Source organism: Agromyces luteolus, assembly GCF_009729855.1.
Classification (GTDB): domain Bacteria; phylum Actinomycetota; class Actinomycetes; order Actinomycetales; family Microbacteriaceae; genus Agromyces; species Agromyces luteolus.
Genome location: NZ_WODA01000004.1, coordinates 1 through 14,500, shown reverse-complemented (window position 1 = coordinate 14,500; position 14,500 = coordinate 1). Strand labels below are relative to the sequence as shown.

The 14,500-nt window shown below is 73.4% G+C and carries 8 protein-coding genes; 4 read left to right on the top strand and 4 right to left on the bottom strand.

The window, feature by feature from the left end; genetic code table 11:
• The first annotated feature begins 2 nt into the window (after positions 1-2).
• Positions 3-1,298 carry a ComEC/Rec2 family competence protein gene (locus tag GLX25_RS02940; RefSeq protein WP_155840727.1) on the top strand — a complete coding sequence of 432 codons (1,296 nt, stop codon included), beginning with the start codon at positions 3-5 and terminating at the stop codon, positions 1,296-1,298.
• A gap of 16 nt (positions 1,299-1,314) precedes the next feature.
• On the opposite strand, the gene GLX25_RS02935 is transcribed toward GLX25_RS02940, so the two are convergent.
• A complete protein-coding gene (locus tag GLX25_RS02935; protein ID WP_155840726.1) occupies positions 1,315-2,358 on the bottom strand; it encodes a DUF2235 domain-containing protein in 1,044 nt (347 codons plus the stop codon).
• A 97-nt stretch (positions 2,359-2,455) separates the two neighbouring features.
• Entirely contained in the window at positions 2,456-3,187 is a 732-nt protein-coding gene (merB, locus tag GLX25_RS02930) for an organomercurial lyase (RefSeq protein ID WP_155840725.1), read from the bottom strand.
• A 149-nt stretch (positions 3,188-3,336) separates the two neighbouring features.
• On the opposite strand from merB, the gene GLX25_RS02925 reads away from it, so the two are divergent.
• A complete protein-coding gene (locus GLX25_RS02925; protein ID WP_155840724.1) occupies positions 3,337-5,847 on the top strand; it encodes an FAD-dependent oxidoreductase in 2,511 nt (836 codons plus the stop codon).
• Positions 5,848-5,970: 123 nt separating this feature from the next.
• Positions 5,971-7,836 carry a Na+/H+ antiporter NhaA gene (nhaA, locus tag GLX25_RS02920; protein ID WP_155840723.1) on the top strand — a complete coding sequence of 622 codons (1,866 nt, stop codon included), beginning with the start codon at positions 5,971-5,973 and terminating at the stop codon, positions 7,834-7,836.
• A 39-nt stretch (positions 7,837-7,875) separates the two neighbouring features.
• Here the strand turns inward: nhaA and GLX25_RS02915 are convergent, their stop codons facing one another.
• Complete coding sequence (locus GLX25_RS02915; protein ID WP_155840722.1) at positions 7,876-9,741, bottom strand: hypothetical protein; 1,866 nt, start codon at positions 9,739-9,741, stop codon at positions 7,876-7,878.
• The gene (locus GLX25_RS02910; protein WP_155840721.1) at positions 9,738-12,632 is read right to left on the bottom strand and encodes an MMPL family transporter; all 2,895 of its coding nucleotides are present in this window, start codon (positions 12,630-12,632) and stop codon (positions 9,738-9,740) included. The genes GLX25_RS02915 and GLX25_RS02910 overlap by 4 nt, the downstream gene beginning before the upstream one ends.
• A gap of 230 nt (positions 12,633-12,862) precedes the next feature.
• On the opposite strand from GLX25_RS02910, the gene GLX25_RS02905 reads away from it, so the two are divergent.
• Positions 12,863-14,386 (top strand): SulP family inorganic anion transporter, encoded by a 1,524-nt coding sequence (locus tag GLX25_RS02905; protein ID WP_155840720.1) that lies wholly within the window; start codon positions 12,863-12,865, stop codon positions 14,384-14,386.
• Positions 14,387-14,500 lie beyond the last annotated feature (114 nt).

Below are 14,500 nucleotides of genomic sequence, written 5' to 3'. Positions count from 1 at the left end.
CCATGTCCGAGGCGACCGTCACGATCCGGATGTACAACCCCGGCTTCGGCGACTGCTTCCTGGTGACCGTGGCCGACGACGACGCCAGGTGGCGCATGCTCGTCGACTGCGGCGTGCACAGCCACGGCCGGGCCCGCGTCGGCGACGTGCCGCGTCGCATCGGCGACGTGGTCGGCGCCGTGATCTCGCAGCTGACGGACGAGAGCGACGACGGGATGCCGCGCCTCGACGTCGTCGCCGCGTCCCACCGCCACTCCGACCACGTGTCGGGGTTCGCCGACGACGCGTGGTCCGCGGTCGACGTCGGCGAGGTGTGGGTGCCGTTCGTCGAGGACGAGCAGGACTCCGACGCGATCGGCCTGCGCCACGGGCTCACGGCCGCCGCGACGGCGCTCCAGGGCCTCGTCGAGCAGGCCGCCGACGGGCGTCCCGTCGACTCGCTCGGACGGTCGATGGCGCTCGCGCTCGACTTCGCCGTGAACTCCGGGCCGAACCTCGCCGCGGCGACGCGGCTCGTCGACGGCGGGTTCAAGGGCGGCGCCGACCACCACGAGGTGCGATTCCTCCCGAGGCCCGACGCGGCGGAGAACCGCGTCGAGCTGCCGGTCGAGGGCGCGGTCGTCCATGTCCTCGGTCCGAGCCGCGATCCGGAGTACCTCAAGCGGATGGACCCGCCCGCCGCCGTGCACTGGCTCGAGGAGGCGGCCGCCGAGCTCGGCCGCGACGAGGAGTACGACATCTTCGACCGCATGTACGAGGTCCCGCGCGACGAGGTCTCGGCCCGGATCCCCGTCCAGCTCGTCCGGGCGCGGAACGCGATGCGGCTCGCCCAGCTCGCGCTCGACCAGGGGGCGCTGCTGCGCGCGGCGTCCGTGCTCGAACGCTCGGTGAACAACACGAGCCTCTTCTTCGTGCTCGACGTGCGGGGCACCCGGTTCGTCTTCGTCGGCGACTCGCAGCAGGGCGCCTGGGAGCACGTGCTCGACGACCCGGCCTCGCGGGCCCTCGTGACTGGCGCAGCGTTCTACAAGGTCGGCCACCACGGCTCGCACAACGCGACGCCCAAGCCGGTGGCGCGCGAGCTCATCCGCACCGGCGGCGTCGCGATGGTCCCGGTCGGCACCGTGAAGGCGTGGCAGGACAGCATCCCGAAGACGGAGATCCTCGAAGCGCTGCACGAGAGCGGGGCGCACGTGATCCGCGCGGACGACCCGGAGGCGGGCGCGGGCGACGACGACCTCGACCTCCACGTGGGCCCCGACGGGCTCTGGAGCGAGGTGCGCTTCCGCGTCGCCTGACGCGGCCGGACGCGGGTCAGGTCGGCCGCAGGGTCGCCCAGTCGTCGTCGACCCACGTCGCGTCGGCCGGCAGCCGCGGCCGGTAGTCGGTCGCCGCCATGCGGTCGCGCACGCTCGCGTGCACGCGGACACCGGCCGGGATCGGGCGGCGACGTGGGACGAGCAGGCTCCAGGCCGCGCTGTTGCGGTGCGCCGCGCCGGCGGCGTGGGCGTCCGAGAACCCCTCGAACGCCTTCGCCGTGCGCTTCGCGTCGACCTTCAGGCCGTGGTCGATCGCACCGTCGAGCACCCACTTCAGCGCGATGGTCGAGAGCTTCGGGTCGTCGGCGAAGGTGCCGCCGACATCCGAGTGGATGCCGGCGAACCACGCCTCCTCGAGCGTCTCGGGGGCCTTGGTGCGCACCTCGTACTCGCGGAACGGGCGTCGCCGCTCATCGATCGAGATCGCGTGGCGGATGTGCCGGGCGTTCGGCAGCTGCCGCGTGTAGGGCCAGTCGGGTGCGACGCGCACGACGCCGAGGGCCTTCACGGTGTCCCACAGCCCGAGGTACTCGATCGGGATCGTGCTGCGCCCGTCGACCTGCTGGGCGAAGAGCCGCGAGAACCGGTGGATCTCGTCCCACGGGATCCGCCCCTCGCCGCCGCGCCGGGCGTACTTCGCGACCGCGTACTGGAGCTGGTTCTCCGAGCCCGGCCGCATGAGCCCGATGAGCCGGAGCATCCCGGTCAGCGCACGGGCCGTGAACGCGCCGCGGCTGAACCCGAACACGAAGATCCGGTCGCCGGGCTGCCAGGTCCGCATGAGCCACGCGTACGCCTCGCCGAGGTTCTCGCGCATGCCGGCGCCGTAGATCAGTCCGCCGAGTCGGGACAGCCCGCGCGCGAGCGGCGTCCACGCGCCGGGCGAGGCGAACGTGCCGACGCCGGGGTCGTAGTACGCCACCTGGACGGCCTCGTCCGAGAGGTCGAGCAGGTCGTAGACCCGCACGCAGTTCGAGTCGGCCTCGCCCTTCACCTGGCCGGCGGTCCCGTCCAGGCAGAGCACCAGATTCCGCGCCATGTTCGCGTCCCCCCGGACGACCGGCCCCCGCCGCTGCGCCCGATCGTCACGGTACTCCCCGCCGCGGCAGCGGCGGAAGCACCGATCGGCGAGCCCGTTAGGCCGAGGCGGGCCGAGCGGATGCCGCGTCCGCGCCGAGGCCCCAGAACGCGCCCGACAGGCCGACCTCGGCGAAGTACGCGCGCGCCTCGGACGGCTCGCGCCGCACGTAGGGCGAGCCGAGGCGTCCGTCGTACCAGTGGGCCGCCAGCCGCCAGAGCGTGGCGAGGTCGAAGACCGACCCGCGAGGGTTCCCGGTCGAGCGGAGCCAGTCCTCGACGCAGCGCTCGTCGCAGAATATCCGCTGGTGGCCGCACGTGTGCACGACGTCGTCCCAGATGTGCGAGGTCGGCACGAGGAAGTGCGCGACCTGGTCGCCGGCGGGCGGTCCCTCGGCGTCCACGACCCACGCGTGCGGCGTGCCGCAGGCGGGGCAGGTCGTCGCGACGAGCACCTCGTCGACGTCGGGGAGGAGGTTCGGGATCGCGAACGAGTCCCACGCGCAGCCGCCCCACCAGAGCGTGCGGTCGCCCATGACGGAGAACCCCAGGTTGATGCTCGCGAACGGGTGGGCCATCACGATCCGCCCCGCGTCGTCGAGCACGACGTGCCGCTCCGCGGCGAGCGTCGCGAGCGCGCGGTCGACGCCCGCGGCATCCGTCTTCGCGATCTCGGCGAGCGCATCGCGCGAGGGGACGATGCCGTCGGCGGCGAAGCCGTGGTACACGGCGAGCCGCACCCGCTCGGCCTCGTCGGCGTGCCCGTCGTCGTCGATCCCGTGCGCGTGCATGCGTGCAGGGTACGCCGCGCCGCTGCGCGCATGCGGCCCCCGAACGGGGTCGCGGGACCGATGGCCCGGCTTCCGCGCGAGGGGCCGCCTAGCATCGGGCGCGACGGCCGGCCCGGGCCGCGGGCACCGCACGAACGGAGGGGCGCACCATGAAGATCGTCGTCGTCGGAGGGGTCGCGGGCGGGGCGTCGGTCGCGGCACGCGCACGCCGCCTCGACGAGTTCGCCGAGATCGTCGTGCTCGAGCGCGGCGACTACGTCTCGTTCGCGAACTGCGGCCTGCCGTACCACATCGGCGAGGTCATCACCGATCGCAGCCGCCTCCTGCTGCAGACGCCGGAGAGCCTGCACGAGTCGCTCGCGATCGACGTGCGCGTCGGCGCCGAGGTCACCGCGCTCGACCGCACCGCGAAGACCGTCACCGTGCGCGAGACCGCGACCGAGCGCGAGTACGTCGAGTCCTACGACCGGCTCGCGCTCTGCCCGGGCGCCGACCCGCTCCGGCCGCCGCTGCCGGGCATCGACCTGCCCGGCGTGCACGTGCTGCGGAACGTCACGGACATGGACGAGATCAAGGCCCAGCTCGACGAGGCGCTCGCGGCCGCGGCATCCGCCCCCGGACGAAGCGGTGCGGGCCGGACCGGCGCACCGGTGAAGGCCGTCGTCATCGGCGCCGGCTACATCGGCGTGGAGATGGCCGAGAACCTCCAGCACCGCGGCGCGTCGGTCACGATCGTCGAGCTCGCCGACCAGATCCTGCCGCCGCTCGACAAGGAGGTCTCGGTGCCCGTCGAGCAGCACCTGCGCAGCCGCGGGGTCGAGCTCTTCCTCTCGACCGGTGCGGCGGCGTTCTCGGAACGCGCCGGCGGCGGGCTCACCGTCGAGCTCACGAACACCCGGTTCGTCGACGCCGACCTCGTGATCCTGTCGGCCGGCGTGCGGCCGAACGTGGGCCTGGCGGCGGATGCCGGCCTCGAGCTCGGGCCGCGCGGCGGCATCCGCGTCGACACGCACATGCGCACGTCGGACCCGTCGATCTGGGCGGCGGGCGACGCCGTCGAGACGCCGCACACGGTGCTCCCCGGCTCGTGGATCACGCCGCTCGCCGGCCCGGCGAACCGCGAGGCGCGCGTCGCGGCGGAGAACATCTGCGGCCACGACACCGAGTACCGCTCGACGCAGGGCACGTCGATCGTCAAGGTGTTCGACATGGTGGCGGGCGGCACGGGGGCGACCGAGCGCCAGCTGGTCGCGGAGGGCATCGAGCACCGCGCGATCCACATCCACCCGTCGGGCCACGCTGGCTACTACCCGGGCACGGCGCAGATGCACCTGAAGCTGCTGTTCTCGCCGGTCGACGGTCGCATCCTCGGCGCGCAGGTCGCCGGGTTCGACGGCGTCGACAAGCGGCTCGACGTGCTCGCCACGGTGATCCGACTCGGGGGCACCGTGCACGACCTCGAGGAGCTCGAGCTCGCGTACGCGCCGCCGTTCGGATCGGCGAAGGACCCGGTCAACATGGCGGGGTTCGTCGCGGGCAACGTGCTGCGGGGCGACCTCGTGCTCTGGTACGCGAGCGACTGGCCGGCGGCGGTCGAGGGCGCGCGGCTCGTCGACGTGCGGACGCCGGAGGAGTTCGGGATCTGGCACATCCCGGGCGCCGAGAACGTGCCGCTCGCGACGCTGCGCGCCGCGAGCGGGGAGTGGGACCGGTCGGTGCCGGTCCGCCTGTACTGCGCGGTCGGGTTCCGCAGCTACCTCGCGTACCGGCTGCTCGTGCAGCGCGGCTTCGCGGATGTCGCGACGCTGTCGGGCGGCTCGAACACCTTCCGCTTCCGGCACGAGGTCGAGCCCGCGTCGACCGTCGCGCCGCCGCCCGAGATCGCGTACGCGGAGGCCGTCGACCTCATCGCCGCGACGAAGGGGACCGGCAGGTCGGTCGACCTCGACTGCACGGGTCTCGCGTGCCCGGGTCCGATCATGCGGCTCTCGGCGACCATGGGCGACCTGGCCGCGGGCGACGAGGTCGTCGTGCGCGTCTCCGACCCGGGGTTCGTCAGCGACGGCCCGGCCTGGGCGGCGAGTCACGGGCACGAGGTGCTGTCGATGACGCCCGACGGGCCGGGCTTCGTCGCGGCCTTCCGCAAGGGCGGCGCCGTGGCATCCGGAACCACCGCGGTCGTCGAACGGAGGAACCAGACCTCGTTCGTCGTCTTCTCGGGCGACCTCGACAAGATGCTCGCCGCGTTCATCATCGCGAACGGCGCCCTCGCGATGGGGCAGCGGGTCTCGATGTTCTTCACGTTCTGGGGCCTGAACGCGCTGCGACGCGAGCACGCGCCGAAGCGCGACCACGGCGCGCTTGAGCGGATGATGGGCATGATGATGCCCTCCGGGCCCGACCGGCTGCCGCTCTCGCAGATGAACATGGCCGGCGCCGGACCGGCGATGATCAAGCACGTGATGAAGGAGCACGACGTGCAGTCGGTGCCCGAGCTGATGACCGCGGCGCGCGAGGGCGGGGCGCGGCTCATCGCGTGCACGATGACGATGGACCTCCTCGGCATCGCCGAGACCGACCTGATGGAGGACATCGAGTTCGGGGGCGTCGCGACCTTCCTCGGCGAGGCGGAGAAGTCCGGGACGACGCTCTTCATCTGACGGGCGGCGGCGGCGTACCCGGCGGCGACCGGTCGGCGAACCCGGCGGCGACCCCCGAACGGGGTCCGGAGAGCATTCCCCGTGTTCTCCCGCGTTCGGGGCATCCGCCCCTAGCATTGGCGCATGAGTGCGCCAGCCTCCGCACCCGACACCACGACGAGCGCCGCCCGTCGCAAGGTGCGCCTGCGCCGCGGCTCGAGCGACCGGTCGGCGGCCGCGCTGCTGCTCGCGGGCACGGTCCTGGCGATCGTCTGGGCGAACTCGCCCTGGGGCTGGACGTACGAGGCGTTCTGGGAGACGGAGCTCGAGGTCGGACTGGGCGGATGGCAGTTGCACGCCACGCTCCACGACGTCGTGAACGACGGGCTCATGACCCTGTTCTTCTTCGTCGTGGGCCTCGAGGTCAAGCGGGAGTTCACGATCGGCGAGCTCACCGATCGGTCGCGTGCGATCGTGCCGATCGTCGCCGCCGTCGCCGGCCTCGTGATCCCCGCCCTGCTCTTCGTGGTCATCGCGCTCCCCTCCGGCGAGGTCGGCGCGTGGGGCGTCGTGATCTCGACCGACACGGCGTTCCTGCTCGGGGCGCTCGCGATCATCGGCCCGCCCTTCCCCGCCCGGCTCCGCACGTTCCTCCTGACGCTCGCCGTGGTCGATGATGTCGGCGCGCTGCTCGCGATCGGCATCTTCTACAACTCCGGGCTCGACCTCGTGCCGCTCGCGGTCGCCGCCGTGCTCATGGTGGCGATCGCGCTCGTCCGCTACCTGCGCGCCGGGCGCGGCCTCGCCTACGGGGTGCTCGGCATCGGGCTCTGGATCGCGATCGCCATGGCCGGCATCCACCCGACGCTCGCCGGGGTCGCGGTCGCACTGCTCATCCCGGTGTTCCCGCCGCGCCGCACCGAGGTCGAGCGGACCGAGGAGCTCACGCGCGCGTTCCGCGAGTCGCCGAGCGCCCAGTACGCGGCGGCCGTCAACCGGAGCCTCCGCGAGTCGCTGTCGATCAACGACCGGCTGCAGGCCGAGTGGGGGCCGTACATCGCGTTCCTCGTGCTGCCGATCTTCGCGCTCGCGAACGCGGGCGTGCACCTCGACGGCGAGACGCTCGCGGCGGCGTTCACCTCGCCGCTCACGTGGGCGATCATCGCGGGCCTCGTCGTCGGCAAGTTCGTCGGCATCACGGCCGCGACCGCGATCGTGCGCGCGACCGGCATGGGCAGGCTCGCGCCGGGGCTCGGGATGCCGCGCGTCGCCGGCGGTGCCGCGCTGTCGGGCATCGGGTTCACGATCTCGCTGTTCATCGTGGGGATCGCGCTCGCCGACGGGGAGTCGCAGGACCACGGGCGCGTGGGCGTCCTCACGGCCTCGCTCATCGCCTTCGGCCTCGGCTGGGCGATCTTCGCCATCGCCGACCGCCTCGACCCGCCGAAGGCGGTGGGCAAGGTGCTCGCGAGGCCGTTCGACCCCGCGCGCGACCACTACCGCGGCCGCCCCGACGCCCCCTACCAGATCGTCGAGTACGGCGACTTCGAGTGCCCGTTCTGCTCTCGCGCGACGGGCTCGATCGACCAGGTCCTCCGCCGGTTCGGCGACGAGGTGTGCTGGGTGTGGCGTCACCTGCCGCTCGAGGGCGTGCATCCGCACGCCAAGCTCGCGGCCCAGGCGTACGAGGCGGCGGCGCTGCAGGGCCGCTTCCTCGACATGTCGCGCACGCTCTTCCAGCACCAGGACGCGCTCGAGAGCGACGACCTCGTCCGGTACGCGGAGGAGCTCGGCCTCGACGTCCCGAGGTTCCTCGCGGACCTGCGATCGCCGGCGGTCGTGCGCCGCGTCGAGGACGACCAGATCGACGCCGAGATGATGGACCTGCACTCGACGCCGACCTTCTTCGTCAACGGGCGCCGCCACATCGGGCCGTGGGACTCGCGCAGCCTGATCCGGTCGCTCGAGGCGTCGGTCGCGTCGCCCCCGGAGACCGCGGACGAGCGCTGACGGGCGACGAGTGCTGACGGCCGACGAGCGCTGCCCGGCTCAGCCTGCGGCCGTGCGGTGCCGGGAGACGCCGACGACCACGAGCGCGGCGCCGATCGCGGCGTAGACGAGGAGGGCGACGAGGTCGCCCCAGCCGGCGCCCACGCCGAGGCCCGCGAGGAGCAGGCTGTGGCCGGGACCGGTCGGGACGAGGTTCGCGGCGCTCGAGATCGCGGCGGGCACCGTCGAGGAGACCCCGGCCGCGAGGCCGATCACCCCGGCGACGACGGCCGCCGTCCGGCCGGGGCCGCCGAAGCCGGCCGCGAGGCCGTGGTTCACGAGCGCGAACACCGTGCCGATGACGACCGCGGCCGCGGCGAATCCCGTGCGGGCGAGGGGGTCGGCGTCGAGCGCGGGCTGCAGCGCGAGGCCGACGATGAGGCCCTGTGCGGCGCCGAGCGCCGCGCCGGGCCAGATCGAGCGGCCCGCGATCGAGACGGTCGACGCGGACGTGAGCAGGCGGCGTCGCGGCACCGCGCGGCGCGCGAGGGCGAGCACGATCGCACCGACCCAGAGCGCGAACGTCGCGAACAGCGGCACCGACTGCGTCCCGCTCGCGGGCACCGAGACGTCGGTGCGGGTCGGCTGCGCGACCACCGAGGACAGGGTCGTGATGTCGGAGTCCGAGTACGTCGGGATCTGCTCGACCGCCTCGGCGAGGCCGTCGGCGAGCTGGGAGGCTCCGGACGAGGTCTCCTCGGCTCCGGAGGCGACCTCCTGCGCGCCCGAGTTCACCTGCTCGCCGCCCGCCGCGCTCTCGGCCGCGCCCGCCGCCACCTCGTTCGCACCCGCCGCCGACGCGTCGGCCCCCGCCACGAGGCCGGGCATGCCGGCCGCGAGCTCGGCGTTGCCCGCCGCGACCTGGTCGGCGCCGGCGGCCAGCGCGTCGGCGTCGCCGTCGACCGCCTGGACGCGCCCGAGCACGCTCCGGCCGCGCTCGCACACGGGCCCCGGGCGCACGGCGCACAGGTCGTCGACGACCCGGGCGACGTCCGCCGTCACCCCGTCGAGCGCCGCGGCGATGGCGTCGAGCGCCGCCGCGACCTGCGCCGAGCCGGCCGCGAGCTGCGCGGTGTCGGACGGCAGGGACTGCACCGAGGCGTCGAGCTGGGCGAGGCCCGCGGCGAGCGAGGCCGCCCCGGCGTCGAGCGAGTCGAGCCCGGACGCGAGCTGCGACGTGCCGTCGGCGAGCGAGCCGGCGCCGCTCGCGAGCGACGACGCGCCCGACGCCAGTTCGGCGGCGCCGTCGGCCGCCTGGCCGATCTGCTCGTTGATCGTGTTGAAGCCCTGGTAGACGTTGCCGAGGTAGCGCTCCGTGAGCTGGGAGTTGAACGTCGCGACGGCGGCCTGCGTGATGACCTCGGTGAGCGCCGGGTCGAGGTACGCCGACGCCGGCGTCGTCTGCACGTGCAGCGTCGCGTGGACGGCATCGGCCGCCGGGCCGGAGATGGACGTCGCGTTCGCGGAGAACGACGGCGGGATCGTGAGCACGGCGGCGTAGCGCCCGTCGCGGAGGCCCGCCGCGGCATCCTGGTCGTTCGTCAGGATCCACGTGAAGTTCGGGCCGCTCGGTGCCGGCGTCGCGGTCGCGTCAGGCCCGGGGTCGTCGGGTGCGCCCTCGCCCGCGATCCCGCCGATGAGCCCGGCGGCGAACTCGCGACCGAGCGGCACGGTCTGCCCGTTCAGCTGCACCGGCTGGTCGTCGTTGACCACGGCCGCGGTGACCCGGTCGAAGTCGCTCACGGGCGCGGCGAGCCCCCAGGCGAGGAGCCCGGCGACCGCGAGCGGCAGGAGCAGCACCCCGACGATCCCGAGGACCCCCAGTCGCTCGGCGCCCTCCGCCGACGAGAACGTCGGGTCGGTCACGTCGTCGTCCCCGTCGTCGCCGCCTCCCGGGCGGGTCGAGCGGATGCCGCGGGCTCGAGCACCGTCCGGCCGAGCCCGTGCGGCAGCACCGCGTCGGCCGTCGACGCGAGCTCGCACGAGACGAGCACGGTGAGCGGGCGGCCCGTCCGGCGTTCCGCGCCGCGCGCGGCGCCGGTGAGCACCTCGGCGAGCTCGTCGCGCGCGGCCGGGTCGGCGAGGAGGTCGATGCCGTCGATCGCGAGCAGCTCGGGGCCGTCGGCCGCGGCATCCACCACGGCGGCGATCGGGTCGGGCACGCTTGCGACCTCGACGACCGCGCTCCTCGCCCGCACGCTGCGCGCGCGCACGGGCAGGACCAGCCCGACGCACTTGAGGCGTCCGTCGACGACCGGGCGCCGGCCCGTGAGCGCGAGCAGCACCGCGCGGCGCTCCTCGGGGGTCGCGCCGGCGACGACGAGCGCCTCGCCCGCGGGCACGCGCACGTCGAGCCCGACGAGGCGCGGCTCGCGCCGGACCGCGACGCCCTCGCCGACGATCGCGTGCGTGTCGCCCGGCTCGGGCCAGTCGGCCAGCTCGTCCTCGCGCGCGAGCCCCTCGCCCTCGACATCGAAGTGGGGGAGCACCCGGTCGAGGCCCGCGGGGAACCACCACGCGTGCCGCCCGAACCAGGCGAGGACGGCCGGCGTCAGCGTCATCCGCACGATGAACGCGTCGATCGCGACGCCGGTCGCGAGCCCGAACGCGATGGGCTGCATCGACGCCTCGCCGTTCAGGATGAAGCCGCCGAAGACCGTGAACATGATGATGCCGGCGGCCGTGACGACGCGGGCCGATGCGTGGAAGCCGCGCTCGATGGCCGGGCGCGGTTCGCCGTGCTTCAGGAAGTCCTCGCGCATGCGGCTGACGAGGAAGACCTCGTAGTCCATCGCGAGCCCGAAGAGCACGCCCATCACGATGATCGGCATGAAGCTCGTGACGGACCCGACCGATTCGACGTTCAGCGGGCCGGCGAGGACCCCGTCGACGAAGACGAGGCTCGTGAGGCCGAACGCGGCCCCGATCGAGAGCACGTACCCGAGCGCGGCCGTGACGGGCACCACGATCGAGCGGAACACCATCGCGAGGAGCACGAGCGAGAGCCCGACGACGAGCAGCCCGAACGGCAGCAGCGCGCCGCCGAGCCGCTCCGAGATGTCGACGCCGAGCGCCGTGTAGCCGGTCACCGAGAGGTCGACGGCGTAGTCCGCGAGGAATGCGTCGTGCATCCCGCGGAGCCGGTGCACGAGCTGCTCCGTCTGCTCGGAGTCCGGTGCGCCGTCGGGGATCACCTGGATCACCGCGGTGTCGCCCGTCTCGTTCGGCGTCGCGAGGGGCACGGCCGCGACGCCCTGCACGTCGGCGACCTCGGCGGCGATGTCGTCGACGAGGTCGACCGGGTCGGTGCTCTGGATCACGGAACCCGTGAGGATGAGCGGCCCGTTCGCGCCCGCGCCGAAGTGCTCGGCGATGAGGTCGTAGGTGACCCGCCCCGGGGCGCCCTCGGGGAGTGATCCCGAGTCGGGCAGGGCGAGCCGCAGGTTCGCGGCGGGCATCGCCGCGAGCGCGAGCAGCGCGGTGATGAGCACCACCGTGACCGGGGGCCAGCGGATGGCGGCCCGCACCCAGTGCCCGAAGAATCCGCCGGGCCTGGCCTGGCGTTCCGGTTCGTCGGGTGCCGGTTCGTCGGATACCGGTTCGTCGGGGGCCGGCGCGTCGGATGTCCCGGACGCGGCGTCCGCGGACGCGGCATCCGTGCCGTCGGTCGCCGCCGGTTCGTCCTCCTCGTCGTCCGGTCCCGTCTCGCGCGCCTCGTGCCCCGGTCGGTATCGCTTCGGGACGACGTGCCAGCCCGCGAACGACAGCAGGGCCGGCGTGAGCGTGAGCGCGACGAGTGCGGCCGTCGCGACGGCGAGCGCCGCCGAGAGCCCCGTGATCGTGAGGAACGGGATGCGGGCGACGGAGAGCCCCAGCAGCGCGATGATCACGGTCGTCGCCGCGAACATGACCGCCGAGCCCGCGGTCGCGACCGCACGCGGCGCCGACTCGTCGGGCGGCATCCCGCGCTTCACCTGGTCCTGGTGGCGGGAGACGATGAAGAGCGAGTAGTCGACCCCGACCGCGAGCCCGAGCATCACGGCGAGCAGCGGTGCGGTCGAGGTGATCGTGAGCCAGCGCGTCGCGGTGAGCACGACGGCGACCGCGGCGCCGACGCCGACGAGGGCGGTCGTGATCGGCATGCCCGCGGCGACGAGGGAGCCGAACGTCACGATCAGGACGACGAGCGCGATGAGGATGCTCGTGAGCTCGCTGATGCCGATGCCGGGGTTCACCTGCGAGTAGAGCGAGCCGCCCACGGCCACCTGCGACCCGTCAGGGAGCGCGCCCTGGAGCGTCGTGCCCTCGGCCTGCAGCGCGTCCGACGTCGAGGGCAGCACGTCGACGGTGCCGACCGAGAGCTGGATCGTGACGAGGACCGCGGACGAGTCGGAGGCGATGTCGGCCGACGACCCGCCGTCGTACGGCGAGCTCACCCCCGAGACCTGGGGGATCGCCTCGATCGCCGTGATCGCGTCCTCGACCGCCGACTCGAAGTCGTCGTCGGTGACGTCGCCGCCCTCGGGTGCGACCGCGATGAGCTGCGCCGAGGTGCCCGAGAACTGCGGGAAAGTGCGGGCGAGGGCGTCGAGGGCGTCCTGCGACTCGGTGCCCGGGAACGCGTAGGTGTTGTTCGTGCCGGTGCCGACGAGCCCGGCGATCGTGAACAGCACGGCGAGCACGCCGACCCACACGAGCACGACGAGGATGCGGGCGCGATAGGCCCAACGTCCGAGCGCGTGCAGTGCCGAGGACATGTCTCACACTCCCCCCGAAGTGGAGTTGATCACCCCTCAACATATGGCGGGCCGCCCGATGGCCGCAACGGACCCGGGGCGGCCCGGATCGGCCGGGGGCCCGCGGAGCGGGTAGGGTGGCACGTCGGCCCGCGGCATCCCGGGCCGGATCCCGGCCCTCCCGGCCGTGCGCGACGGGGCGCTCCCACGACACCCACCGGCTCGAACCGAGCCATGCCGATCGGAGACCCATGTCATCGCCCCAGCGACCCGCCGCCGCCCGCGACCGCGTGCGCGACCAGCCGTCGGTGCTCACCGCGCTCCGCACGCCCCGCCTGCTCACCCGGGAGGTGCTCGCGGGGCTCGTCGTCGCCCTCGCGCTGATCCCCGAGGCGATCTCGTTCTCGATCATCGCGGGCGTCGACCCGCGGGTCGGGCTCTTCTCGTCGTTCGTGATGGCCGTCTCGATCGCGTTCCTCGGCGGTCGCCCGGCGATGATCAGCGCGGCGACGGGCGCCGTGGCGCTCGTCATCGCACCGGTCGCGCGCGACTACGGCATGGACTACTTCATCGCGACGGTGATCCTCGCGGGGGTGTTCCAGCTCGTGCTCGGCGCCCTCGGGGTCGCGAAGCTCATGCGCTTCATCCCGCGGAGCGTCATGGTCGGGTTCGTCAACTCCCTCGCCATCCTCATCTTCGCCGCGCAGCTGCCGCACCTCGTCGGGGTGCCGTGGCTCGTCTACCCGCTCGTGGTCGCCGGACTCGTCATCATGGTCGGCGTCCCGAGGCTCACGAAGGCGGTGCCCGCGCCGCTCATCGCGATCGTCGTGCTCACGGTGGTCGTGGTGGCGGCCGGCTGGCAGGTGCCGACCGTCGGCGACGAGGGCGAACTGCCCGAGAGCCTGCCCGAGCTCTTCATCCCGAACGTGCCGCTCACGTGGGAGACCTTCGCGACGATCGCGCCGTTCGCGCTGGCGATGGCGCTCGTCGGACTCCTCGAGTCGCTCATGACGGCGAAGCTCGTCGACGACATCACCGACACCCGCTCGGGCAAGACGCGCGAGGCGCTGGGCCAGGGCGTCGCCAACATGCTCTCCGGCCTCTTCGGCGGCATGGGCGGCTGCGCGATGATCGGCCAGACCATGATCAACGTGAAGGTGTCGGGCGCGCGCACGCGCATCTCGACGTTCCTCGCCGGCGTGTTCCTGCTGATCCTCGTGGTCGGGCTCGGCGACCTCGTCGCGATCATCCCGATGGCGGCGCTCGTCGCGGTCATGGTCATGGTCTCGGTCGCGACCTTCGACTGGCACTCGGTCCGCTGGTCGACGCTGAGGCGGATGCCGAAGTCGGAGACGACCGTCATGGTCGCGACCGTCGTCGTGGTCGTCGCCACGCACAACCTCGCGATCGGCGTGATCGTCGGCGTGCTCGTGGCGATGGTCGCGTTCGCCCGCCGTGTCGCGCACTTCGCGACCGTGGCCCGCCGGGTCGCGCTCGACGAGCCCGTGCCGACCGCCTACTACCGGGTCGACGGCGAGCTCTTCTTCGCCTCGTCGAACGACCTCACCACGCAGTTCGAGTACGCCGACGACCCGGAGCGGATCGTGATCGACCTGTCGCGCTCGCACATCTGGGACGCCTCGACCGTGGCGGCGCTCGACGCGATCACGACGAAGTACGACCACCACGGCAAGCGAGTGGTCATCGAGGGGCTGAACGAGGCGAGCTCGGCCATGCACGCCCGCCTGGCCGGGCAGCTCGGCGCCGGGCACTGACGTCCGGCGGCGCCGCCGCCGGGACGCGAAGACGACGAGGGGCGGATGCCACGCGGTGCCCCTTCTAACGATCGCTGCAACACCTCGGATTTCGGGGAGTTGCAGCGATCGTGG